This window comes from Arthrobacter sp. NPDC058097 (genome assembly GCF_042884885.1).
Taxonomy (GTDB): domain Bacteria; phylum Actinomycetota; class Actinomycetes; order Actinomycetales; family Micrococcaceae; genus Arthrobacter.
On sequence record NZ_JBHVSZ010000001.1, the window covers coordinates 750769 to 771835 of the forward strand.

General features: G+C 66.7%; 19 protein-coding genes. 9 read left to right on the forward strand and 10 right to left on the reverse strand.

Features of this window, described 5'->3' with window-relative positions; translation table 11 throughout:
• Positions 1–216: 216 nt before the first annotated feature.
• The 4 genes from ACFVTE_RS03555 to ACFVTE_RS03570 all read left to right on the forward strand — a co-directional run bounded on the left by ACFVTE_RS03555 (position 217) and on the right by ACFVTE_RS03570 (position 4925).
• Positions 217–2163 carry a glycoside hydrolase family 127 protein gene (locus ACFVTE_RS03555; protein WP_387096914.1) on the forward strand — a complete coding sequence of 649 codons (1947 nt, stop codon included), beginning with the start codon at positions 217–219 and terminating at the stop codon, positions 2161–2163.
• A gap of 326 nt (positions 2164–2489) precedes the next feature.
• The gene (locus tag ACFVTE_RS03560; RefSeq protein ID WP_387096917.1) at positions 2490–3482 is read left to right on the forward strand and encodes a LacI family DNA-binding transcriptional regulator; all 993 of its coding nucleotides are present in this window, start codon (positions 2490–2492) and stop codon (positions 3480–3482) included.
• Between the two features lie 592 nt (positions 3483–4074).
• Positions 4075–4551 carry an NUDIX domain-containing protein gene (locus ACFVTE_RS03565; protein ID WP_387096920.1) on the forward strand — a complete coding sequence of 159 codons (477 nt, stop codon included), beginning with the start codon at positions 4075–4077 and terminating at the stop codon, positions 4549–4551.
• Positions 4548–4925, forward strand: a complete 378-nt coding sequence (locus ACFVTE_RS03570; RefSeq protein ID WP_387096923.1) for a hypothetical protein — start codon at positions 4548–4550, stop codon at positions 4923–4925. Before ACFVTE_RS03565 ends, ACFVTE_RS03570 begins: the two co-directional genes overlap by 4 nt.
• A gap of 6 nt (positions 4926–4931) precedes the next feature.
• Here the strand turns inward: ACFVTE_RS03570 and ACFVTE_RS03575 are convergent, their stop codons facing one another.
• The 4 genes from ACFVTE_RS03575 to ACFVTE_RS03590 all read right to left on the reverse strand — a co-directional run bounded on the left by ACFVTE_RS03575 (position 4932) and on the right by ACFVTE_RS03590 (position 10305).
• Complete coding sequence (locus ACFVTE_RS03575) at positions 4932–5852, reverse strand: NAD(P)-dependent oxidoreductase (protein WP_387096926.1); 921 nt, start codon at positions 5850–5852, stop codon at positions 4932–4934.
• Positions 5853–5856: 4 nt separating this feature from the next.
• Positions 5857–7776 (reverse strand): TRAP transporter large permease subunit, encoded by a 1920-nt coding sequence (locus tag ACFVTE_RS03580; RefSeq protein WP_387096927.1) that lies wholly within the window; start codon positions 7774–7776, stop codon positions 5857–5859.
• A 106-nt stretch (positions 7777–7882) separates the two neighbouring features.
• Positions 7883–8905 (reverse strand): DctP family TRAP transporter solute-binding subunit, encoded by a 1023-nt coding sequence (locus ACFVTE_RS03585; protein WP_387096930.1) that lies wholly within the window; start codon positions 8903–8905, stop codon positions 7883–7885.
• A 47-nt stretch (positions 8906–8952) separates the two neighbouring features.
• The gene (locus tag ACFVTE_RS03590; RefSeq protein ID WP_387096933.1) at positions 8953–10305 is read right to left on the reverse strand and encodes an NAD(P)H-dependent oxidoreductase; all 1353 of its coding nucleotides are present in this window, start codon (positions 10303–10305) and stop codon (positions 8953–8955) included.
• Positions 10306–10490: 185 nt separating this feature from the next.
• Here ACFVTE_RS03590 and ACFVTE_RS03595 point away from each other — a divergent pair, with 185 nt between their 5' ends.
• Positions 10491–11540 carry a LacI family DNA-binding transcriptional regulator gene (locus ACFVTE_RS03595; RefSeq protein WP_387096934.1) on the forward strand — a complete coding sequence of 350 codons (1050 nt, stop codon included), beginning with the start codon at positions 10491–10493 and terminating at the stop codon, positions 11538–11540.
• 16 nt (positions 11541–11556) lie between these two features.
• Positions 11557–11868 (forward strand): putative quinol monooxygenase, encoded by a 312-nt coding sequence (locus ACFVTE_RS03600; protein WP_387096937.1) that lies wholly within the window; start codon positions 11557–11559, stop codon positions 11866–11868.
• A gap of 69 nt (positions 11869–11937) precedes the next feature.
• On the opposite strand, the gene ACFVTE_RS03605 is transcribed toward ACFVTE_RS03600, so the two are convergent.
• A complete protein-coding gene (locus ACFVTE_RS03605; RefSeq protein ID WP_387096940.1) occupies positions 11938–12960 on the reverse strand; it encodes a LacI family DNA-binding transcriptional regulator in 1023 nt (340 codons plus the stop codon).
• A 136-nt stretch (positions 12961–13096) separates the two neighbouring features.
• Here ACFVTE_RS03605 and ACFVTE_RS03610 point away from each other — a divergent pair, with 136 nt between their 5' ends.
• The 3 genes from ACFVTE_RS03610 to ACFVTE_RS03620 all read left to right on the forward strand — a co-directional run bounded on the left by ACFVTE_RS03610 (position 13097) and on the right by ACFVTE_RS03620 (position 15764).
• Positions 13097–14275, forward strand: a complete 1179-nt coding sequence (locus ACFVTE_RS03610; protein WP_387096942.1) for a Gfo/Idh/MocA family protein — start codon at positions 13097–13099, stop codon at positions 14273–14275.
• Positions 14272–15288 carry a sugar phosphate isomerase/epimerase family protein gene (locus ACFVTE_RS03615; protein WP_387096944.1) on the forward strand — a complete coding sequence of 339 codons (1017 nt, stop codon included), beginning with the start codon at positions 14272–14274 and terminating at the stop codon, positions 15286–15288. Before ACFVTE_RS03610 ends, ACFVTE_RS03615 begins: the two co-directional genes overlap by 4 nt.
• 284 nt (positions 15289–15572) lie before the next feature.
• Positions 15573–15764: a hypothetical protein gene (locus ACFVTE_RS03620; protein WP_387097157.1), complete on the forward strand. Its 192-nt coding sequence runs from the start codon at positions 15573–15575 to the stop codon at positions 15762–15764.
• Here the strand turns inward: ACFVTE_RS03620 and ACFVTE_RS03625 are convergent.
• The 5 genes from ACFVTE_RS03625 to ACFVTE_RS03645 form a co-directional block, all read right to left on the reverse strand.
• Positions 15691–16686 (reverse strand): substrate-binding domain-containing protein, encoded by a 996-nt coding sequence (locus ACFVTE_RS03625; RefSeq protein ID WP_387096946.1) that lies wholly within the window; start codon positions 16684–16686, stop codon positions 15691–15693. The two genes, ACFVTE_RS03620 and ACFVTE_RS03625, sit on opposite strands and share 74 nt — an antisense overlap.
• Positions 16687–16841: 155 nt before the next feature.
• On the reverse strand, positions 16842–17372 hold the full coding sequence (locus ACFVTE_RS03630) for a YbhB/YbcL family Raf kinase inhibitor-like protein (protein WP_387096949.1): 531 nt from the start codon (positions 17370–17372) through the stop codon (positions 16842–16844).
• Between the two features lie 9 nt (positions 17373–17381).
• Positions 17382–18347 (reverse strand): carbohydrate kinase, encoded by a 966-nt coding sequence (locus ACFVTE_RS03635; RefSeq protein ID WP_387096951.1) that lies wholly within the window; start codon positions 18345–18347, stop codon positions 17382–17384.
• A gap of 52 nt (positions 18348–18399) precedes the next feature.
• Positions 18400–19593 carry a fatty acid desaturase family protein gene (locus ACFVTE_RS03640; RefSeq protein ID WP_387096954.1) on the reverse strand — a complete coding sequence of 398 codons (1194 nt, stop codon included), beginning with the start codon at positions 19591–19593 and terminating at the stop codon, positions 18400–18402.
• 14 nt (positions 19594–19607) lie between these two features.
• Positions 19608–20726 carry a ferredoxin reductase gene (locus tag ACFVTE_RS03645; RefSeq protein WP_387097160.1) on the reverse strand — a complete coding sequence of 373 codons (1119 nt, stop codon included), beginning with the start codon at positions 20724–20726 and terminating at the stop codon, positions 19608–19610.
• Positions 20727–21067: the final 341 nt, after the last annotated feature.

A 21067-nucleotide genomic window follows, 5' to 3' on the forward strand; every position in this document is an offset into this window, starting at 1 on the left:
CGGCGATGTGTCAAGGGGCACAAGGCTTGCGACGGAGAAATGGCTAAAGATCGGGTGTCGCGGCGATTGACGCGCGAGCTGGCGGGCCGCTACATTTTAGGAAAACCTTTTCGGTACTTTTCGAGACAATCACTTCATGTGAGGCCTGAGGTGCGGGGTCCGCTCTCGGGTCCCGCCCCAAAAAAGAGCCGTTCACACCTGACTGAAGGAGACACCATGGCAACTGCCGAGGCGATAAAAGCACAGGCCGTCTCACCATCCCGGGGGCGACTGACCCCCGTGAGCGCCTATGACGTCCGGATCACGGGAGGATTCTGGGCCCACCGCCAGCAGATGAACGCCGAGGCGACGCTTCGGCATTGCCTGGAATGGATGGAACGCCTGGGCTGGATCGCCAACTTCGATCGCGCAGCAGCAGGCGCCGCCGGCACGTCCGCGGGCCGGGAATTTGCTGATTCCGAAACCTACAAATTGTTGGAGGCATTGGCGTGGGAATCGGGGCGCACCGCCGATCCCTGGGTGGAGGACGCCTACCGGTCCCTGGCGACCCGCGTGGTCTCCGCCCAACAGCTCGACGGGTACCTGAACACCCGTTTCGGCGGGCCGGGCCAGCCTCCCCGCTACTCGGATTTGGAATGGGGCCACGAACTCTACTGCGCGGGACACTTGATCCAGGCCGCAGTGGCCAGGGCCCGAACCTATGGACGGGACAATCTGGTCGAGACCGCCGAACGGCTTGCCGACCATATCTGCGAAGCTTTCGGGCCGGACGGGATCCAGAGTGTCTGTGGCCATCCCGAGATCGAACCAGCCCTCGTTGAGCTCTACCGCGTCACGGGCCAGAAGCGGTATCTGGATCAGGCACGGCTCTTCATTGACCGCCGCGGGACGGCAACCTTGGGTGAAATTGAATTCGGCGCCGCATATTTTCAGGACGACATCCCCGTCCGCGACGCGGAGGTCCTCAGGGGTCATGCCGTCCGCGCCCTCTATCTGGCTGCAGGTGCCGTTGACCTGGCCGTCGAGACCACCGATGACGCGCTGCTGTCGGCTGTCCAGCGCCAATGGGAGAACACCATCGCCCGCAGGACGTATATTACCGGTGGCATGGGGTCACGCCACGAAGGCGAGTCTTTCGGTGATGACTTCGAACTCCCCTCTGACCGGGCATACTCGGAGACCTGCGCCGGCGTAGCATCTCTGATGCTCAGCTGGCGCCTCCTTCTGGCCGATGGCAACCCGAAGTACGCGGACCTGATGGAGCGCACGTTGTACAACGTCATCGCCACGAGCCCTGACGACGACGGCACGGCATTCTTCTACGTCAACCCACTGCAGCGGAATACGCCGGGTGTTGAGGCTGACACCGGCGGCCCCTGTGTAAGGGCCGCATCCTCCCAACGCGCGCCATGGTTCGAGGTATCTTGCTGCCCCACCAATGTAGCGCGCACGCTGGCCAGCCTAGGCGGATACCTCGCCACCGTCTCCGACGAGGGGCTCCAGCTGCACCAGTACGCGGACTCCGAAATTCACACGACACTTCCGGACGGCCATCCAGTGAATATCAGCGTCAAAACCGGATACCCGAACGACGGCGCCATCGCCGTGACCATCGGCAACGACTCCGCCAGGGCATGGGCTCTATCCCTACGGGTCCCGGAATGGGCCATTGGCAAAGCAGTCCTGGTCGACGGCGACCGGCTGTCCGTGGTACGCGAAAGCACCGTCACAGTGAAGCGAGTATTCTCCGCCGGAGAATCCGTCCGCCTCGAACTGCCCACCCAGCCGCGCGTGAGCTTCCCCGACGGCAGGATCGACGCCCTGCGCGGAACGATTGCGATTGAAGCGGGGCCCCTCGTCATGTGTGCCGAATCGATCGACCTGCCCGCCGGCACGGACCTCGCGGACGTCCGGGTGTCACCCCAGGCATCTCCGTCGCCCCTGGGAACGGACACCGCCTCCATCAACGCGGTAATCGAAACAGCAGTCACAGCACCGTGGCCCTACGCCCCCGCCAAGGACGAAACCGTCACCAGCACCGCCACCTTGGATCTCATCCCCTACTACCGCTGGGCTGAACGCGGCCCCTCCACCATGCGGGTTTGGCTGCCCCTAGCCAAGAACGCCCGGGCGGATGAACAGCCGAGGGTTGCTACGTTCTGACAAGAACAAACCACGCCTCGCACAATGGCTCCGCGGGCGGCATGCCAGCGGTGGTGTCGGACGAACAATCGAACCACCGCTGCCACGCGCCCTGCGGATGGCAAGCCAAGAACGAGTCAGCCAGATGGGCAGGATGCAAAGCCCACAGCGCCGGAAGCGCTGAGAGCATATGACGGGACCCACATGTTCAAATCCAACGGCCAACCTGCGGTTGCAGAAACACCCAAGACGCCCTGTAGGTCTTGCCCGTGAGCCATGTGACCCGCTCTCATGCAAGACAGAAACAGAACGACGCGGCCGTTAGCGCTGCAGAGAAGACCGGCCGCGTGTCGATAGTGAACGTGGCCAACCTCGCTGGTGTTTCGACCCAGACAGTGTCCCGTGTAGCCAACGGAAGCTCGGACGTCCGCGAATCCACCCGGCAGCACGTAATGAAGGTGATGAATGAGCTGGGATACCGGCCCAACGGTGCTGGACGCGCGCTAAAGCGGGGCGGCTTTCGAACAATCGGGGTGATCATGTTTTCGTTCTCATCTGTTGGGAACATGCGCACGCTGGAGGCCATCGCGCTGCACGCCGCACGGGAAGACTTCGCCATCACCCTGATCCCGGTGGCCGCCCCGACGCAGGCCGGGATCCAGGGGGCTTTCTCCCGGATGGGCGAACTCGCAGTCGACGCGGTCATCGCAATTATGGAGGTCCACCTCCTCGACACTGCGACAGTAACGCTGCCTCCGGGGGTGAAGGTCGTCGTCGTCGATTCCAATGCCGGGGACCGCTACACGGTGGTGGACACCGACCAGGCCGGCGGCGCCCAACAGGCGGTCAGGCACCTCCTGGGTCTCGGACACGAGACCGTCTGGCACGTCGCCGGACCGGAGGGATCCTTCGCCAGCGAACGCCGGGCCGGTGCCTGGCGCAGCACCCTCACCGAGGGCGGCCGGCCCGTGCCCCCAGTGATACGGGGCGACTGGTCGGCCGATTCCGGCTACGAGGCCGGGCTCCAGCTCGCCGACGAACCGCGCTGCACTGCCGTGTTCGCCGCGAACGACCATATGGCCCTCGGCCTGCTCCGCGCCTTCCGGGAAAAAGGAAGATCCGTCCCCGAAGACATCAGCGTCGTGGGCTTCGACGACGTCCCCGACGCCTCCTCCTACGCTCCCCCGCTCACCACCGTCCACCAGAACTTTGCGGAACTCGGCAAGCAGTGCGTCGACAACGTCCTCCAGCAGCTCAGTACCAACACCACCGAACCCGGCATTACGCTGGTGGCCACGCAACTCGTCGCCCGCCAGAGCACCGGGCCCCCAAACCATTGATTACTCAGGACGCCTGTTCTTGCACCTTTTCGGCCACAGTTAGAAGACAGCGGCGGTCCGGTTGAAGCACACCTCAACCTGACGTCAGGCTTGTCGCGGAAGGCCTGTCAGAACAAGGTCCGGACTCTGCTTTTCTGACACAGGTTCAAGGCGCTCTTAGACTCCAAACTGACACTATCGGCCCCTCGCCCGCTCTGCCTTCGATCATGTGACAACAGCCGTCTCATAAGGCTGCACGAGCACGTCGGGACGGTGCGCCGGTTGCGAAATATTGAACCGAGACACATCACCCCGTGGCCGAGACGCCGCTATCTCGAGTTCGATGCTCCAGCGGCCGTGCCACGATGGAACTTCCGACGGCGACGGCCGGCCCGCTAGCGCTAGGCCCTTGCCCTGCTCCACATGGAGTTCGACAAACTGCCCGCTCCAGGCCAGCGCCTCGGGATCCGGACCAATATGCCGGGGATCGACGGTGTTCAACCGTGCGACGTCGGCAAACGTGTGGCCGTCGCCGTCGCGCAGGTTCCGTGCCTTGTCGACGTCGATCTCTCGGGCGAGAAGGCGGGAGTAGCCTTAGGGGCAGGAGGGCATCATGGCGGTCAGGAGTGCAGGCCTTCTGCTGTATCGGCAGAGCAGCGGGGCGGAAGTGGAAGTGTGGATCGCCCACATGGGCGGACCCTTCTGGGAGCGCAAGGACCAGCGCGCCTGGTCGATTCCCAAGGGCGAGTACCTTGAAGACGAGGATCCGCTGGTGGCGGCAAAGCGTGAGTTCGCCGAGGAAATGGGCGTCCCGGCCCCATCCGCGGACTACGTGCTGCTCGGCACCTTCCGGCAGCCCTCGGGCAAGCTCATCACCGCATTCACGGCAGAGTCCGCCTTCAAGCCAGAGAAAATCCTGAGCAACACGTTTCCGCTGGAGTGGCCCAAGGGGTCCGGAACATTCCAGGACTTCCCCGAGATCGACCGCGCCGAATGGATCGGTGAAACCGAGGCCCGCAACAAGCTGGTCAAGGGCCAGCTGCCAATCCTCGACGCGCTGCTCGAGCACCTTGGAGTACGACGCCCATGAAATCCGGGTACGTCCACCTGGCAACAGTCATCATGGAACCCAATGGCGGAGGCATGCCGGCCCCGGATATTGCCGCCCTGGGCGCGGCGGTAACGCGTGAGCTGTGCGGAAGCTGGGACCACGAGCCGCCCTGCCCGCTGGCGCCGCACCACACCCGGCCGGAAAGGGACGGGGACACGGTCACGCTGCGGATCATCTTCGCCACAGAACCGTGGAATGAGGCACTGGTCCGCAGCCGCATCGACAGCGCACTGCGCCAGGGAAGCCTCACGGGCCCGGACGGCGGCACCAGCCGGTGGGTGTTCCTCGGCGGCGGCCCCGGCGTACTCGACCCGTCCGAGGCCGAGCACGCCGGCCGCCTCGCGGGCGGTTAGCGTGCGTTACGCTGACTGCCCCAGAACCGTCCGGTAGATCCCGGTGTGGTCCAGGTCGCCGTCGCCTGCGTCCACCATGAGCTCGAAGGCGCTGCGGACGCTGGCGGACAGCGGCAGCTCCAGCCCCGCATCCTTGGCGATCTCAGCGATGAAGTTCAGGTCCTTCAACTGGTTTTTCGCGGAACCGCCGCCTTCGAAGTCACCGTCGATCCAGCGCTGCCCCTTCTGCCGGAGCACCTCCGAATTCGCCAGACCGCCGGCCAGGATGGACTGCACCTTCTGCGGATCCAGCCCGGTTGCGGTCGCCACAGCCATCGCCTCTGCCAGCGCCGTGACAGTGGCGGACACGACGATCTGGTTGCAGGCCTTGACCGTGGATCCGGCACCGGCTTCGCCGAACCAGACGACGGTGGAACTGTAGAGCCCGAAGAGCGGCAGGAGTCGCTGCACGGTTTCGCGCGGGCCGCCGGCCATGGTGCTGAGCCGGCCTTCCTCGGCCCCGATGGTTCCGCCGCTGAGCGGCGCGTCCACCACGGTCACCCCGTGCCGGCTCCTGCAGTCCTCGGCGAACCGTGCCACGGCCACCGGGGACACAGTTCCGTGAATGACCAGGACCGGTTCCGCGATGCCGGCAGCTTTCCACCCGGCCAGCAGGCCCTCCTCGCCGGGCAGCAGGTTGGCGACCTGCGGCAGGTCCGGCAGGACGGTCAGGACGACGCCGGCCGCAGCCTCCGCCGGCGTGCAGGCCACCCGTCCCCCGCCGATGGCCCTGGCTTTGTCCGCGGTGCGGTTCCAGAGTGTGAGGGGAACGCCGGCGGCCAGGATGTTGCGGGCGATCGGGGCACCCATCGGGCCGGTGCCCAGCAGGGCGACCGATGTTGGGATGCCGCTCACCGGCTCAGCTGCTGTCTTTGTCACTGTGCTCACGTGGTTAGAAGGGGATCAGGCCGGCCATGGCGGGCAGGAAGGTGCTGAACCACGGGACGGCGGCAAGCACCAGGAGCCCGATGAACACGGCGATGAGGTAGGGCCAGAAATGCTTGAGGCTCCTTTCCACGGTTTCATGGCCCGTAGCGCAGGCGACGTAGAAGCCGACCCCGGCCGGCGGCGCGAACGAACCGATGCCCATGGCGATGATCAGGACCATGGCGTACTGCACGGGGTTCACGCCGAAGTCTGTGGCGATGGGCAGCAGCAGGGGCGCGAAGATCAGCACGGCGGGCAGGCCCTCCAGCAGCTGGCCCATGATGATCAGCAGCACGATGGTGAACAGCATGAAGAGCACGGGCGAGTCGCCGAGGCCGGACATGAGGTCGTGGATCTGCTGGGACACCCCGGCGAGCGCGAGCGTCTGGGCGAGCGGCGAGGCGGCCGCGATGATGAACAGGACCATGCCCGCCGTCGTCGTTGTTTCCCGCAGGGTATCGCCCAGCAGCCGCTTGCTGCCGCGCCGGTAGGCGGCGGCGAGCACGAAGGCGTAGGCGACGGCCACCGAGGACACCTCGGTGGGGGTGGCGAAGCCGCTCAGGATGCCCACCACCATGCCTACCGGAAGCAGCAGCGTGGGGATGGCGAAGAAGGTGGCGGAGCCGCGGGCACGCCAGGTGGCCTTCGGGCTGGCCACGCCGCCCTGCTTGCGGGCCCGGAAGAAGACGAGCCCCATGACCACGAGCGCCAGGAACGCGGCGGGAACGAAGCCCGCGAGGAACAGCGTCGTGGTGGAGATGGTGGTGATGGAGCCGAGGATGAGCAGGACGATGCTCGGCGGGATGGTTTCACCCATGATGGCGGAGGCGGAGAGCACCGCGACCACCTCGCCGCGGGGGTACTTCCGTTCCTCGAGCATGCCGCGCATCGTGGTGCCCACGGCGGCGACGTCAGCAACCTTGGAACCGGAGATGCCGGAGAAGATGTACATCGTCACGACGACCACCTGGAGCAGGCCGCCCCGCAGGTGCCCAATGAGCGCGTCCACCAGCTTGGCAAGCGGCAGCGTGAGGCCGGCGGAGTTCATGACCGTTCCGGCGAGGATGAAGAACGGGATGGCCAGCAGCACGAAGCCCTTCGCGCCGGATGCCATGCCGATCGGGATGGCGCTGACCTCGGAGATGCCGCCCAGGTAGAGGTAGATGCCCGAGGCCAGGGCAAGCACGAATGCGATGGGCAGGCCAAGGAACAGCAGGGCGAACAGCGCCACGAGCACGACGCCGAGCAGCAGGTTGGGTGAGGCGTAGTAGAAGAGCGGCTGGGCGAGGAGGACCGCCGCGGCCAGGACCGCGGTGATGCCCACGGCCAGCAGGACCGCGCGGCGCGGCTGCCGCGAGAGCTTCAGGACCGCGAACCAGGCGATGAGCACCATGCCCACCGAGAAGGGCAGCGAAACCCAGAACACCGGCAGCTGCAGGATCGGGGTCTTCTCCTCGAGCTGCTGGACCAGGGTGGGGATGAAGAGCGCGAAGGCACCCGCACTCATGACGAAGACGAGGCAGTCAACGAGCGCCGCCAGGTACGGCTTCCAGCTCGCCGGCAGTCGCATCACCAGGGCCTGGACGGACATGTGGGCGCCCTTGGGGTAGGCGATGGCACCGCCTACGAAGGCGATGGTCAGCAACGCGATCTCGGAAACTTCCTGCGTCCACAGCACGGAATCCCCGGTGACAACCCGGACCATGATGTTCAGCAGGATAACCACGAGCTCGGCGAGGATCGCCGCGCCCACGATCCATTCCAAGGCCTTGTCCAGCCAGATGGCTCCGCTCCAGCGCGGTGCGACGTGCCCGTGGTGAAGGATCTCTTCCGCATCGGACGGAAGGACCTCTTCGAGATCCTTGGGGGCGAGTGTATGTTCCATGTTTTTCCAGACTGTCATCGTTGAGAGCGGGATGCTGAGTGCGGGATGTGGGGATACTGTTCGAGGGCCGGGGCCGCCGGACTGCGCTCCGGCCCTCGAAAGGGGATTACTTGGCTGCGGCGATCGCCTGGTCGAAGAATTCCTTGCCGATCAGCTTCGAGAAGTCCGGGTAGAGGCTCTTGGACACGGCCTTGAACTGCTCGAGTCCGGCGGCGGTGGGCTCGTTGGCCTTCATGCCCTTGGCGGTGAGCTCGGCCAGCTGCTTCTCCGACTGCTCTGCGTCATAACCCTCCTTGAAGGTGGCGGTCTCAGCCGACGCGTCCGTCAGGATCTTCTTCTGGTCCTCGTTCAGCGAGTCCCACTTCTTGGAGGAGAGGGCCAGGACCCAGGCATCGTTAATATGGTGGGTCAGCGAGACGTACTTCTGGACTTCGGAGAACTTGTTGGTCCACGGCACCTCGATCGGGTTTTCCTGGCCATCGATCGTTCCGGTCTGCAGGCCGGTAAAGACCTCGGAGAACGCCATGGTGGTGGGGCTCGCGCCCAGCTTGCCGAAGAAGTCCGTCCACAGCGGGTTGCCCGGCACGCGGATCTTCAGGCCCTTCAGGTCGGACGGCTGCTCGATGGGGCGTTCGGAGTTGGTGATCTGGCGGCCGGTCCGGGTAAGGAAGGACAGTGCGACGGTGTTCTTCTCCTTGAGCTTCTCCTTCAGCACGTCTCCGGGCTTGCCCGCCAGGAACGCGGCCTCTTCCTTCGTGTCATCGAAGAGGTAGGGGATGCTGATGGCGTTCATTTCGGGCACCACGGACGCGTAGACCGACGTCGAGAGGATCAGCGCGTCCAGCGAGCCGCCCTGCAGCCTGGTGACGGCGGCGTTCTGGTCCCCGCTGAAGCTCGTTCCGTTCGGGACCACCGTGACCACCACGGAGCCATTGGAGGTCTTCTTCACCTGGTCGGCGAAGTGCTGGGCCGAGACGCCCACCGAGGAGGTCAGCGGGTCCGGGATGGACAGCTGGATCTTGGCCACCGGCGAGCCGCCGCCGGGCGCCCCGGAGGCGCAGCCGGCGAGGACGGAGGCGGCGAGGGTGCATGCCAGCACTCCGGTGAGGGCGCGGGTCTTCGATTTCATGTGATGCCTTTCTTCATTGGAAGGTTTCTTGTGGATTGCTTGGTGAATCAGGAGGTCAGCGCGGCTTCGGTGACCAGTGCCTCGGTTTCGCGGCGCAGCTCGAGGGCCTGGGAGAGCGAGTCGTCCATGATGACGTCTTCCCAGCGGACGGTGGCGCCCTTGGCGACATCGGCACGCAGCTCGACGTGGTGCGCGAGGGCCACCGGCAGGGCGCCGATTTCCACGGAGTGCTTGGCTGAGACGAGCTTGCCCCAGACGGTGAAGCCGCCCTCGCCGTCGAGGAATTCGCCTGCCTTCAGGTCCTTCTTGGCGGTGGCAACCACGTCGCCGAAGAAGCCGACGGGCGAGCCGGTGGCGATTCCGCGGAGGGCCGCGTTGGCGATCGACATGTTCAGCTCGAGGCCCACGTAGTGGTACGGGCGGTACAGGGCCGCGTACTGGCCGGTGGGGTCCGGGTGCCACGGGTATTCGTTGAAGCAGCCGGAAACGTAGCCGTTCGTGGCCTTGACGACGACGAAGACGCCTTCCTGGGTGTTGTGGCTGATCCAGCTGCCGTCGCGGTTGACGCTGGACATGACGTCCACGCTGCCCTCGTGCGCCAGGGCACCGCCAACTTCGGCCGGGCGGCAGATGGTGGCGATCTCCTCCACGTCACCCGGGGTGAAGGTCAGTCCGGAGTCCGACGGCGTGAGGCCGGCGCCGTTGGCGACGGCGGCCATCTCGATGGATGCCTTGGTGCCGTCACGGAAGGAGGTGTGCATGTACGGGTTCAGCTGGCCGGAGTCGGTGAGCTCCTTGGAGAACTCCCAGTTCTCCCAGACGTTGTCCGGGTTCATCTCATGGTAGTGCTCCAGGTATTTGGCGCCCTTGCCGGCACAAACGACGTCGAAGCCGCTGGTCCGGGCCCAGTCGACCAGTTCCATGATGAGGGCGGGCTGGTCGCCGTAGGCCATGGAATAGACGACGCCGGCCTCCTCGGCGCGCTTGGCGAGGGCCGGACCGGCGAGCGCGTCGGCCTCGACCGTGACCATGATGATGTGCTTCCTGGTTTCGATGGCCCGGAGGGCGTGCTTCACGCCGACGATCGGGTTTCCGGTGGCTTCAACGATGACGTCGATGTCGACGTCGAACAGCTCGTCGGCGTTTGCCACGATGGTGGTGGAGCGGTTCTCCAGTGCGGTGGCGATGTCCGGGGCGATCTGGTTCTGGGGCCATCCGACCAGCTCGAAGGCGCCTTCAGCCCGCTTCACATTGATGTCAGCGATCGCCACAACGTGGATGCCCGGGATGTTGTTTGCCTGGGCGAGGTACATGGTCCCGTACCGGCCGGCCCCGATGAGGCCCACGCGGATGGGACGGCCCTGGTTCTCGCGGTCGCTAAGAAGCTTGTGAAGGTTCATGGGGATCTCTCTGATTGATGTCTGACCGAAGAGAGACGACCTCTCGCCGTGGGGCGGCGGAGCACCTCTTCGTCGTAGCTGCTGTGATCTGGGTTACCGACTGGAACCGGTTCCACTTTTGTACCAGTCAGTGTTAAGCTGTGTCAACAGATGTCGGCGAAGCCCGCCGGCCGCAAGGAGGAGCATTGAAGAAGGCGCCCACTATCCGCGATGTGGCGGCAGCGGCGGGAGTCTCGGTGTCCGTGGTCTCGCGGGTGCTGAACCCCGACTCCGGCCCCGTTGCGCCCGCCAAGCGCGAACAGGTCCTGAATGTCATCAGCGAACTCGGCTACCGCCCCCGGGCGGCCGCGCGCGAACTCAGCGCCGGCCACGCCCTCACCGTCGGCCTGGTGGTCACGGACCTTGCCAACCCGTTCTTCGCCCAGCTGGCGGACCGCGTGGTGTGGGAGGCGCGCAGCCACGGCGTGCAGGTGGTGGTCATGACCACCCAGGAGGACCCGCACCTTGAGGCCGAATCGCTCGATACACTGCTGGACCGTTCCGTGGGCGGCGTCATTGCCACGCCAACGGGCGGAAACGTCGAGAAATGGGACCGCCTGCGCGACCTCGGGGTCAACGTGGTCTTCGTTGACCGGGCCATTGCGGAGCTTGGCGACGTGGACGTCGTCAGCATCGAAAACTCGGACTCGGCCCGGCGCGCCACCGACCATCTCATCGCCCTCGGCCACGAACGGATCGGCCTGATCACCGGACCGGCCAGCAGCTCGACGGGCCGTTCGAGGATCGGCGGCTACCGGGCCGCCCTCGAAAACGCGTCGATCAGCCTCGATCCCATGCTGGTCCGCGACGTTCCCTTCCGCGGAGACGGCGGGGGCGACGCCGTCGGCTCCCTCCTTGCGTCCCCGGACGCCCCCACCGGGCTGATCGTCGCCAACACCGCCCAGGTGCAAAGCTCAGTCCGGCGCCTCGTCCAGATGGGCGTCCGGATCCCCGACGACCTGTCGGTGATCGTCTTTGACGACAACCCATGGACGGAACTGACGAGTCCTCCGCTCAGCGTCATCCGGCAGCCCATCGGGATGCTCGCGGTGCACTCCCTCGAACTCGTCCTCGGACGGATGCAGGGCCGGCTCCCCGCCGGCGCCAGAACCATCGAAGTCAAGGCGGATTTCGTGCCGCGCAGCAGCTGCGCCGCACCGGCCCGCCTCGTCACCAGCAAGTCCGCAACCCGCTAAGAAAAAGGAAAAACCCATGACCGTAGTTGTCACCGCCATGTTCACGCCCAAGGAAGGCGCCTTCGACGACGTCGTGGCCGCCCTCTCCCCCGCCATCGCGGAGGTGCACGACGAGCCCGGCTGCATGCTGTACGCCATCCACGAAGCCCCGAACGGCCAGATCGTCATGATCGAGAAGTGGGAAAGCGCCGAACTCCTCGATGCCCACGGCGCCGGCGAGCCGGTCAAGCGCCTGAACGCCTCCCTTGAAGGACTCCTGGCGGAACCGGTGGAGGTGACGCGGCTGGCCGCGATCCCTGCCGGCACCAGCGCGCAGGGCGCGCTCTAGTCTCCAGAACACACCTGAAGAACGACGGCGCCCCTCGCCCGTGTGGGGAGGGGCGCCGTTCGTGTGCTGTCAGGCGGGGGCCGCCGTCGAATTCCTGACCACCAGCTCCGGGTCCACGAGCTTGGTCTGCACCGGCAGTTCCGGATCCTTCATGCGGTCCAGCAGGGCCTTTGCAGCCCCGGCACCCACCTCGCCGTTCCGGCCGTCGATGGTGGTCAGGCGCAGCAGGTTCGCCGAGGCCAGCGGCGAGTTGTCGTACCCGATCAGGGAAAGATCCTCCGGGATGCGCCGCCCCCTGTCCCGCGCCGCGGCCGCCACGCCCATCGCCATCACGTCGTTGGCCGCAAAAATCGCCGTGAGCGCGGGATTCTGGTCAAGCAGCTTCAGCGCCCCCTCGTAGCCGTCCGGCTCCATCGTCAGCCCGTGGCCCTGCACTGTATGCGGCTGCAGCCCGTGTTCGCGCATCGCCGCCTCAAACCCCTGTGCCCTCAGGCGCTCGGCGCCGCCCCCGCCGGTCACATGCCCGATTTCCCTGTGCCCCAGCCCTATCAGGTGCTCCGTGGCCAGGCGTCCGCCGGCCTCGTCGTCATTGGCGACGATGTCCGCCCCCGGAACAATGACGTCGCGGTTGCCCGCCACCACCGCAGGAACGTCGACGGCGGCGAACATCTCCTCCGTGGGCTCGGTCGCAATCACGATCCCATCCACCCGCAGCGACATGAGGCCGTCCACCGGCGTCCGGTCCAGGTGGGCGTTGAACGACGGGTCGGCGACGGCCACCCGGAACCCGAGCGGCGCGAGTTCATCGTGCAGCCCGCCCAGCAGGCTGACGAACCAGAGATTCCGGTAGTCGTCCAGGACGACGCCGATGGTCCGGGACCGGTTTCCGGCCAGGGTCGCTGCCGCACGGCTAGGGCGGTAGTTCAGCCGTTCGATGGCTTCCTCGACGGCGGCACGGCGGGCGGCGGAGACGCCGGGCGCACCGCGCAGGACCAGCGAGACCAGGGATTTTGAGACCCCGGCCGCGGAGGCAACGTCGTAAATGTTCGGGCGCTTGCCCGTCTCCTGGGTCACCCTGCCATTGTCTACCATCGGCCGACTCTTTTTGGATACCAGAGCATATTGACAGGACAAACTTCCGCCCCTATCGTGTTTCTGGAGCGCTCCATTTCGCGTCACACGTCACAGCGGCTGAGTCCCGCAAAGCCCGTTTCAAAGGAGAAAACTAATGCCCCAAGATCTTGGCGTAGCCGTCATCGGGGCGGGCATGGCCGGCAAGGCTCACGCCGCCGCCTTCCGCACCGCGTCCGCCCTGTACAACCCCGTCCTGCCGCCGATCCGGCTGGTCTCCATCGGCGACGTGAACCCCGAGTTCGGCTCCCTCGCCGCGCGGCGCTTCGGCTACGAACGCAACGACACCTCGTGGCAGGCCATCGCCGAGGCCGATGACATCGACGTTGTCAGCGTTGTCATCGCCAACTCGCTGCACCGCGAAGTGGTGGAGGGCCTCCTCGCCGCCGGCAAGCACGTCCTGTGCGAAAAGCCGCTGAGCGACACCCTGGAGGACGCGCGGGCCATGGCCGACGCCGCCCGCAACGCTTCCTCGATCGCCCGGATTGGCTTCACGTTCCGCCGCACCCCGGGCATCGCCTACATCCGTGACCTCATCCGCAACGGAACGCTGGGCAGGGTGCTGCACTTCAGCGGCCGCTACTGGACCGACTACGGCTTCAGCCCCGACGCCCCCATGAGCTGGCGCTACAAGGGCGGCCCCGGCTCCGGCGCCCTGGCCGACGTCGGATCCCACCTCGCGTACGTGTCCGAGTTCCTCTGCGGCGACATCAAGTCCATCAGCGGCGGCCGCCTCACCACCGCGATCGACAAACGGCCCCTGCCTCTGGGCGCCGTCATCGGCCACGACCACGCCGCCGTCAGCGACACCTTCGAGGCCGTGGAAAACGAAGACTACGCAGCCTTCTCCGCCGAGTTCGAAAACGGCGCCGGCAGCTTCGAAGTCTCCCGCGTCGCCGCCGGCCACGCCAACAGCCTCAACTTCGAAGTCTTCTGCGAGAACGGCTCCGCGAAGTTCGACCAGCGCCGCCCCGGCGAAGTCCAGCTGTTCCTCAACGACGGCTCCGGCCACGAAAGCGGCTACCGCCAGGTCATCCTCGGCCCCGGCCACCCCTACATCGCCGGCGGCCTGGCCATGGATGCCCCCGAGGTCGGCTTCGGCCAGAACGACGCCTTCGCCTACCAGTCACGCGCGTTCCTCGAAGAGGTCGCCGGCCTCAGCGAAGCCGAATCCCTGCCGCGCTGCGCCACCTTCGACGAAGGCGTCCGCAACATGGAACTGCTCGCCGCGGTCACCGAATCAGCCCTGAACAACGGAAAGAAGATCACGCTATGAAGCTCGGCGTCTACAACGCGATCCTGCACGACCGCCCGCTGCCCGAAGCCCTGAAGGTCGTCGCCGGCCTCGGCCTGACCGGAATCGAAATCAACTCCGGCGGGTTCCTGCCCGCGGCGCACGTCCCCACCTTCGATGAGATCCTCGAAAGCGACGCCGCCCGCGATGACTACCTCGCGATCTTCGAAGGCACCGGCGTCGCCATCGCCGGGCTGAACTGCAACGGCAACCCGCTGCACCCCCACCGGGCCATCGGCGACAAGCACGCCGAAGACATCCGCCGCTCCATCCGCCTGGCACACCGCCTCGGACAGAACCGCGTGGTCACCATGTCCGGCCTGCCCGGCGGGGAACCCGGCGCCACCGTGCCCAACTGGATCGTCAACGCCTGGAACTCCGCCGCCCTGGACGTCCTGGACTACCAGTGGGGCGTGGCCGCCGAGTTCTGGAAGGAAACCGACCGGCTTGCCGCCGACCACGGTGTCAAGGTCGCCCTGGAACTGCACCCGCAGAACCTCGTCTTCAACCCCGCCGACGTCTACAAGCTCGTCGAACTGACCGGCGCCACCCACGTGGGCGTGGAACTGGACGCCTCGCACCTGTTCTGGCAGCAGATGGACCCCGTCGCCGTCGTCCGCGAACTCGGCCCGCTGGTGTTCCACGCCGCCGCCAAGGACGTCCGCGTCAACCAGGACACCGCCGCCATCTACGGCGTGCTGGACAACCGCTTCCGCCGGCTCTCCCCAGAGGAAAACCGGACCAACCTCGGCGGCGACGAATGGGCGAACGAATGGCCCAAGCCTGCCGCCTGGGACTTCGTCGCCCTCGGCAAGGGCCACGACACCGCCTACTGGACCGAATTCCTGCGCGCACTCCACGAAGTCGACCCGGACATGCTCGTCAACATCGAGCACGAAGACGTCGAACTCGGCCGCATCGAAGGCCTCGAAGTCGCCGCCAAGGTCTTGAAGGAAGCCGACGCAGCCCTGGCCGCCTCGCTCGTCAGCCCCTGACCGCCGGACCCGTAATACACGCACAGACAGGAAGCCTGCCGGCATTCAAGCCGGCAGGCTTCCGCCGTTCAGGATCGGTCCCCTGCCTGGGCGGGACGCCTCTGTGTTGGCCGGGCAGGGGGACCCGGCCGCCGCTGAGAACACCGCAATCGCCCACTTCGAACGGGGAGGCGCCCTCATCATCAACCAGCGCCTGGAGCGGGTTTTCGCCGACCTGTCAGTAACGCGTGTTCATCCCGCACAACCTGAATCCCGCGTCGATCAACTACTACGACTACACGGAAATGACCTGGTACGAGCGGCCGCTCGCGTCCGGCCAGCCCGAACTCATTGGCCCTTACATCGATTTCGGCGGTGCCGACATGAAGATCGTCACCGCGTCGCTGCCGTACACCAGACAGGCTAGCGGATTCCCTGGTCGGAGAACTTTACGACGTCTGCCGCGTTGGCCTTGTCCACGATGGTGGGCCCGGTAAGCACGGGCTGCCCGCCGCCGAGCTTGAAGCCGCCCCGCTTGACCTGCCACAGGGCGTCCACGGACTCGTAACCCTGGAGCCAGGGCTGCTGGTCCACAGTAAACAGCACGGTGCCGTCGGCGATCTTCTGGGCAAGTTCCTTGTTCAGGTCAAAGGAGGCCACCTTGGCCGGGCTGCCCGCGGTGGCCACGGACTTCAGGAGGGTCAGCGTGATGGGGGCGCCCAGGCCGATGATGACGTCGGCGTCCTTGGCTGCCTGCAGCTTGGCCGTTGCCGTCGATTCGACGGACGTCATGTCGGCGCCGTTCACGTACAGGATTTCGGTTCCGGGAACCTTGGACTTCACGCCGGCGCAACGCGCTTCCAGCCCCACATGCCCCTGGGCCTGGATCACGCAGATGGGGTGCTTGAAGTTCTCCGCCGCCAGTTTCTCGCCGACCGCCTGGCCGGCGAGCTGCTCGTTGGAGCCGAAGTGCGTGAACGCCCCGAGCTGCTTGGAGACGTCCTCACCGGCGTTCAGGCTCACGATGGGGATCCCGGCGTCGGAGGCCTTCTTGAGGGAATCCTTCAGCGCGCCGGGCGTGGCCAGGGTGACCGCGATGCCGTCCACCTTCTGGTCCACGGCCTGCTGGATCAGCTGCGCCTGCCGCCCGGCCTCTGGATCGTTCGTGTAGAGGAGCTCCACGTTGTCCTTGGCAGCAGCCTCCTCGGCGCCCTTCCGGACGGTGTCCCAGAAGGTGTCGCCCGCAGGCGCGTGCGTGACCAGGGCGATCTTCAGGCGCGGAGTCGAAACGGCCTGGCCTCCGCCGCTTCCGCTGCTTGCTTCCGGCGCCCTTCCGCCCTGGCTGGAGCATGCCGTCAAAGCCAGCATGGGGATTGCAACCGCTGCCACTGCTGCGCGGCGCCAAATAAACTTCGTCACTGGTGATCTCCTTCGATCGCGTCCAGATGATTAGGGGAACCACACCACAGGATCTTCCCGGCCGGAGAAGGGGGATGTGATCGAGCGCACTTGGAGCGCTCCACAAATTGAGAATAGGACCAGGGGTTTGTCCTGTCAATAGTCCTATTCGGCCCCTAGCGCTGGTAGACGCCCGTGAGCGTCGCCGTCCCCAACAGGTGACGGGCCATTTCGGATCCCAGCCCTGCCGGCTTCGCCCCGGCCCCTCCGGGCAGCTCCTCAACGTCCAGCGCGTATACCGTCACGATGTAGCGGTGCCGTCCGTGCCCCGGCGGTGGGGCCGCCCCCAGGTAGCCGCGGAAGCCGGCGTCGTTCTTCAGCTGCACAGCAGCGGGGGGCAGCTGCGGTCCGTCCTCGGCCCCGGCACCCTCCGCGAGGGAGGTGGTGTCCGCGGGGATGTTGAGGACGGCCCAGTGCCAGAATCCGCCGGCGCCCGGCGCGTCCGGATCGAATACGGTCACGGCGTAGCTCCGGGTCCCGTCCGGCGCCCCGCTCCAGCTCAGCTGCGGGGACTCGTCGGCGCCGCCGGCGTGCATCCTGCCGCTGCGTTGCGGCGGCGCCAGAGTTCCGCCATCCTCAAAGGACCGGCTGGTGAGACCGAACGCGGGGACGTCCGGCAGGTTTGAAAACGGGCCCGGCGATGTCATGGCTGCTCCTCAGGTGGTGGGAACTTCGGCTTCCTCTGCTGCTGATTCAACGTGGTTGAGCTCGGCCCGGGTAGGCGGATTGGCGCCGGCGCGGGACACGGTCACTGCTGCCGCGCGGGAAGCGTGCGCCAGAAGGGCGGTGAGCCCCTCGGCCGGGAGTGCCCGCAGGTCCGCGCGGTTCTGGGCGCCGTCCAGGCCTCGGTCCACCACGCCGGACAGCAGCGCGGCCATGAAGGAATCCCCTGCGCCCACCGTGTCCGCCACTTCCACGCGGGGCGCGGCAAACTCGGTCTCCCCTGCGGCGGTGATCCCCCACGGCCCGGCTGCGCCGCGCGTCACCACCACGACGGCCGGCCCCTCCGCACCGCCGAGCTTCAGCCAGCGGCGCGCGGACTCCAGCGGGTCCACGCCGGGGTAGAGCCAGGCGAGGTCCTCGTCGGAGGCCTTGACGATGTCCGAGAGGGTCACGAACTTTTCTGCCTGCCGGCGGGCGTAGTCGGCGTCAGTGATGATGCTGGGGCGGCAGTTGGGGTCGAAGCTGATGGTCGACGCCGGGTGGGCGTGTTCGACGGCGGCCAGCACCTCCGCGGCGCCGGGCGCCAGCATGGTGGCGATGGAGCCGGTGTGCAGCAGCGTGGTTCCCTGCAGCATGAACGGCAGCCGTTCCCCCAGCCCGGGGAGCTCCCAGTCGAGGTCGAACGTGTAGGTGGCGGCGCCGTCGTCGTCCACCAGGGCGGTGGCCACGCTGGTGGGCAGCCCGTCCGGGGCCTGCGGGAGCATCACGGAGCTCGCCCTCAGGTGGGCGGCCACCGACTCACCGTAGGCGTCCCGGCCGTACCGGCCGACGAACTGCACCGGGTGCCCCAGCCGGGCGAGCCCGACGGCGACGTTGAGCGGGCTGCCGCCCACATGGGCTTCGATTCCAGAGCTGCGCTGGACCACGTCAACGAGGCCTTCGCCGATAACAGTGAGCATGGTCATACTCTGCCAGAGAACGCCGCCCGGCGCTCGGGTTCCCGGCAGCGGGTCAGGCCTTCTTCCCCGGCAGCGCGAGCTTGAAGACCTTCGCCCACGAGGATCCCACCTGCTTCAGCAGGGGCCCGGTGGTGTACGGCAGGCCGTAACGCTTGCAGATTTCCTGGACCTTCGGCGCCACTTCCCCGTATCGGTTGGACGGCAGGTCCGGGAACAGGTGGTGCTCGATCTGGTGGGAGAGGTTGCCGGTCATGATGTGCATGAACTTGGAGCCGGAGATGTTGGCCGAGCCGATCATCTGGCGGACGTACCAGTCGCCGCGGGTCTCGCCCTCCACCATTTCCTCCGTGAACGTGTCCGTCCCCTCGGGGAAGTGTCCGCAGAAGATCACGGCGTGGGCCCACACGTTGCGCACCGCGTTGGCGGTGAGCGTGCCAAGGAGGGCCTGCTTGCCCGAGCCGGTGAGCATGGCCACGGCCGGGGTGGCGGCGTAGTCCTTGGTGAACTGCTTGAGGGCCTTGATGCCGAGCGCCTTGAGGTCGCGGGTCATGGCCTCCTTGCTCTTCTTGCCCTCCTTGTATTCGACCAGCTCAAGGTCGTACACGGCGATGCCCCATTCGAAAATCGGGGCGAGGATGGCGTTGTACAGCGGGTTGCCTAGGGCACGGGGGGTCCAGGGCTGGTCCTCGTCCATGCGCAGCAGGTTGTATCCGACGTCGTTGTCCTTGCCCACCACGTTGGTCCAGCGGTGGTGGAGGTCGTTGTGCGTGTGCTGCCAGGAACGGGCCGGAGTCACGAAGTCCCATTCCCACGTTGTGGAGTGGATGTCCGGATCGCGCATCCAGTCCCACTGGCCGTGCAGGATGTTGTGGCCGATCTCCATGTTTTCCAGGATCTTGGCGAGGCTGAGCAGGCTGGTGCCGGCGACCCAGGCGGCCTTGTTGCGGCTTCCCAGCAGCGCTGCCCGGCCGGTGATCTCCAACCCGCGCTGGATCTTGATCATCCGGCGGATGTAGGCGGCGTCGGAGGCCCCGCGCTTGGCGAGGACCTCGTCCTTGATGGCGTCCAGTTCGCGGCCGAGCTCTGCCACCTGCTCGTCAGTCAGGTGCGCCGCCGCGGGCGGGCGCACGGCGGGCCGGCCGGTGGCGGCCAGGGCGCCGGGGCGCGGTTTCGTGGCGGGCTTGTCGGTGGCGGCCCCGTCGGTGGATCTGGCAGTCGCGGCTGTGCGATCGGATATTGCAGTCATGCTGGTGATGCTCCTCAGATGTCGAGGTTAACGGGTCCGGCAGCTGCCGAAACGCACGTCTGGATTAGTTGGCCGGGTTCACCGTGGACTTCACCGGTGCGCAGGTCCCGGACCTGCCCTGCACGCAGGGGCAGCAGGCAGCTGTGGCAGATGCCCATGCGGCAGCCGCTGGGCATGAGGACGCCGGCGTCTTCACCGACGTCGAGAAGGGGGGTGTCGCCGTCGGCCTCCACCTCGCGGTCGGAGGCCTCAAAGGTGACCAAACCGCCGTCGTGCCCTCCGCCGCCCAGCAGGCTGGTGTTGAAGCGTTCGATGATGAGGTTGACGGGGTCCGCCGCGAAGGGGCCGGTGGCCCCGTCCGCCCGGGCCGACCTGGGGTCCTTGGGGTGGGCGGCCGCTTCGGCGGCCCACAGGGCTTCGGCGTCGTCGAGGAACCCTTCCGGGCCGCAGGCATAGGCAGCGCGGCGGCGCCAGTCGGGGCAGAGAGTGTCCAGCCCGGCGGCCGAGCCGAAGTCCACGCGACCTTGCTCCCCCGTGTACCAGTGCGTGACGCGGAAGTTGGGGAACTGGTCGGCGAGCTCGGAAAGTTCCTCGCGGAAGATGCTGTCCTCCGGCCTGCGGGCGGAGTGGATCAGGACCACGTCGGCGTCGGGGCGGTGCGGCACGAGCGTGCGGACCATGGACATCACGGGGGTGATGCCGCTGCCGGCGGTGAGCATCAGGAGCGGCCGTGGATGCTCGGGGAGCACGAAGTCGCCCTGCGGCGGGGCCAGGAACAGGACGTCCCCTGGTCGGGTGTTGCGGACCAGGACGCCGGACACGGCGCCCATGTCGCTGACGGTGATGGCAGGGTCCTCGCCGGCCGGGGCGCTGAGCGAATAGGAGCGCCAGTGCCGGACGCCGTCGAGCTCCACGCCGATACGCGCCCACTGGCCCGCTTTGTGGGCCTTCCAGCCGCGGCCGGGCCGGAAATGGATGGTGGCTGAATCCGCTGTTTCGGGGACGACTTTCGTGACCACGCCGCGCAGTTGCCGGGCCGAGAACACCGGGTCAAACAGCGCGAGGATGTCCTCCGGGGCCAGGGGAGTTGTCAGGACAGACGCTGCGCGCGCCAGCTTTCGAAGCCGGATCAAGCTGTCCACCGCATGATGGGTTCACCCATGTGTATCTCCTAGTGAAACCCGGGATCGTAATATACAAAAATACCTCAGCCCCCACCTACAAGAGTCCACCTTGCCGGCGGCGGGAGCAACCGGCGTCCACTTCACTGTGAGGTCAGACAAGGCAATATCCCTCCGTTCTGGCGTCTGCGGCATTCGCGGTTGATGATAAGCATACTTACCGCCGAGTGGATACCGCGGTAGACAAGGCACGGGTGCGCCGCGGCCCCGATCACCGGCAGCCCATCTACGATCTACCCCATGACATTGCAACGAACGGAACTCAGTGGAGTTCCCGTGTTCTGGGTCGAGGG

Excerpts from the sequence above, each read along its gene's own strand:
- ACFVTE_RS03555 (WP_387096914.1), top strand. The coding sequence starts at position 217 with ATGGCAACTGCCGAGGCGATAAAAGCACAGGCCGTCTCACCATCCCGG.
- ACFVTE_RS03565 (WP_387096920.1), top strand. The coding sequence starts at position 4,075 with ATGGCGGTCAGGAGTGCAGGCCTTCTGCTGTATCGGCAGAGCAGCGGG.
- ACFVTE_RS03570 (WP_387096923.1), top strand. The coding sequence starts at position 4,548 with ATGAAATCCGGGTACGTCCACCTGGCAACAGTCATCATGGAACCCAAT.
- ACFVTE_RS03580 (WP_387096927.1), bottom strand. The coding sequence starts at position 7,776 with ATGGAACATACACTCGCCCCCAAGGATCTCGAAGAGGTCCTTCCGTCC.
- ACFVTE_RS03585 (WP_387096930.1), bottom strand. The coding sequence starts at position 8,905 with ATGAAATCGAAGACCCGCGCCCTCACCGGAGTGCTGGCATGCACCCTC.
- ACFVTE_RS03590 (WP_387096933.1), bottom strand. The coding sequence starts at position 10,305 with ATGAACCTTCACAAGCTTCTTAGCGACCGCGAGAACCAGGGCCGTCCC.
- ACFVTE_RS03600 (WP_387096937.1), top strand. The coding sequence starts at position 11,557 with ATGACCGTAGTTGTCACCGCCATGTTCACGCCCAAGGAAGGCGCCTTC.
- ACFVTE_RS03605 (WP_387096940.1), bottom strand. The coding sequence starts at position 12,960 with ATGGTAGACAATGGCAGGGTGACCCAGGAGACGGGCAAGCGCCCGAAC.
- ACFVTE_RS03610 (WP_387096942.1), top strand. The coding sequence starts at position 13,097 with ATGCCCCAAGATCTTGGCGTAGCCGTCATCGGGGCGGGCATGGCCGGC.
- ACFVTE_RS03615 (WP_387096944.1), top strand. The coding sequence starts at position 14,272 with ATGAAGCTCGGCGTCTACAACGCGATCCTGCACGACCGCCCGCTGCCC.
- ACFVTE_RS03620 (WP_387097157.1), top strand. The coding sequence starts at position 15,573 with ATGACCTGGTACGAGCGGCCGCTCGCGTCCGGCCAGCCCGAACTCATT.
- ACFVTE_RS03630 (WP_387096949.1), bottom strand. The coding sequence starts at position 17,372 with ATGACATCGCCGGGCCCGTTTTCAAACCTGCCGGACGTCCCCGCGTTC.
- ACFVTE_RS03635 (WP_387096951.1), bottom strand. The coding sequence starts at position 18,347 with ATGCTCACTGTTATCGGCGAAGGCCTCGTTGACGTGGTCCAGCGCAGC.
- ACFVTE_RS03640 (WP_387096954.1), bottom strand. The coding sequence starts at position 19,593 with ATGACTGCAATATCCGATCGCACAGCCGCGACTGCCAGATCCACCGAC.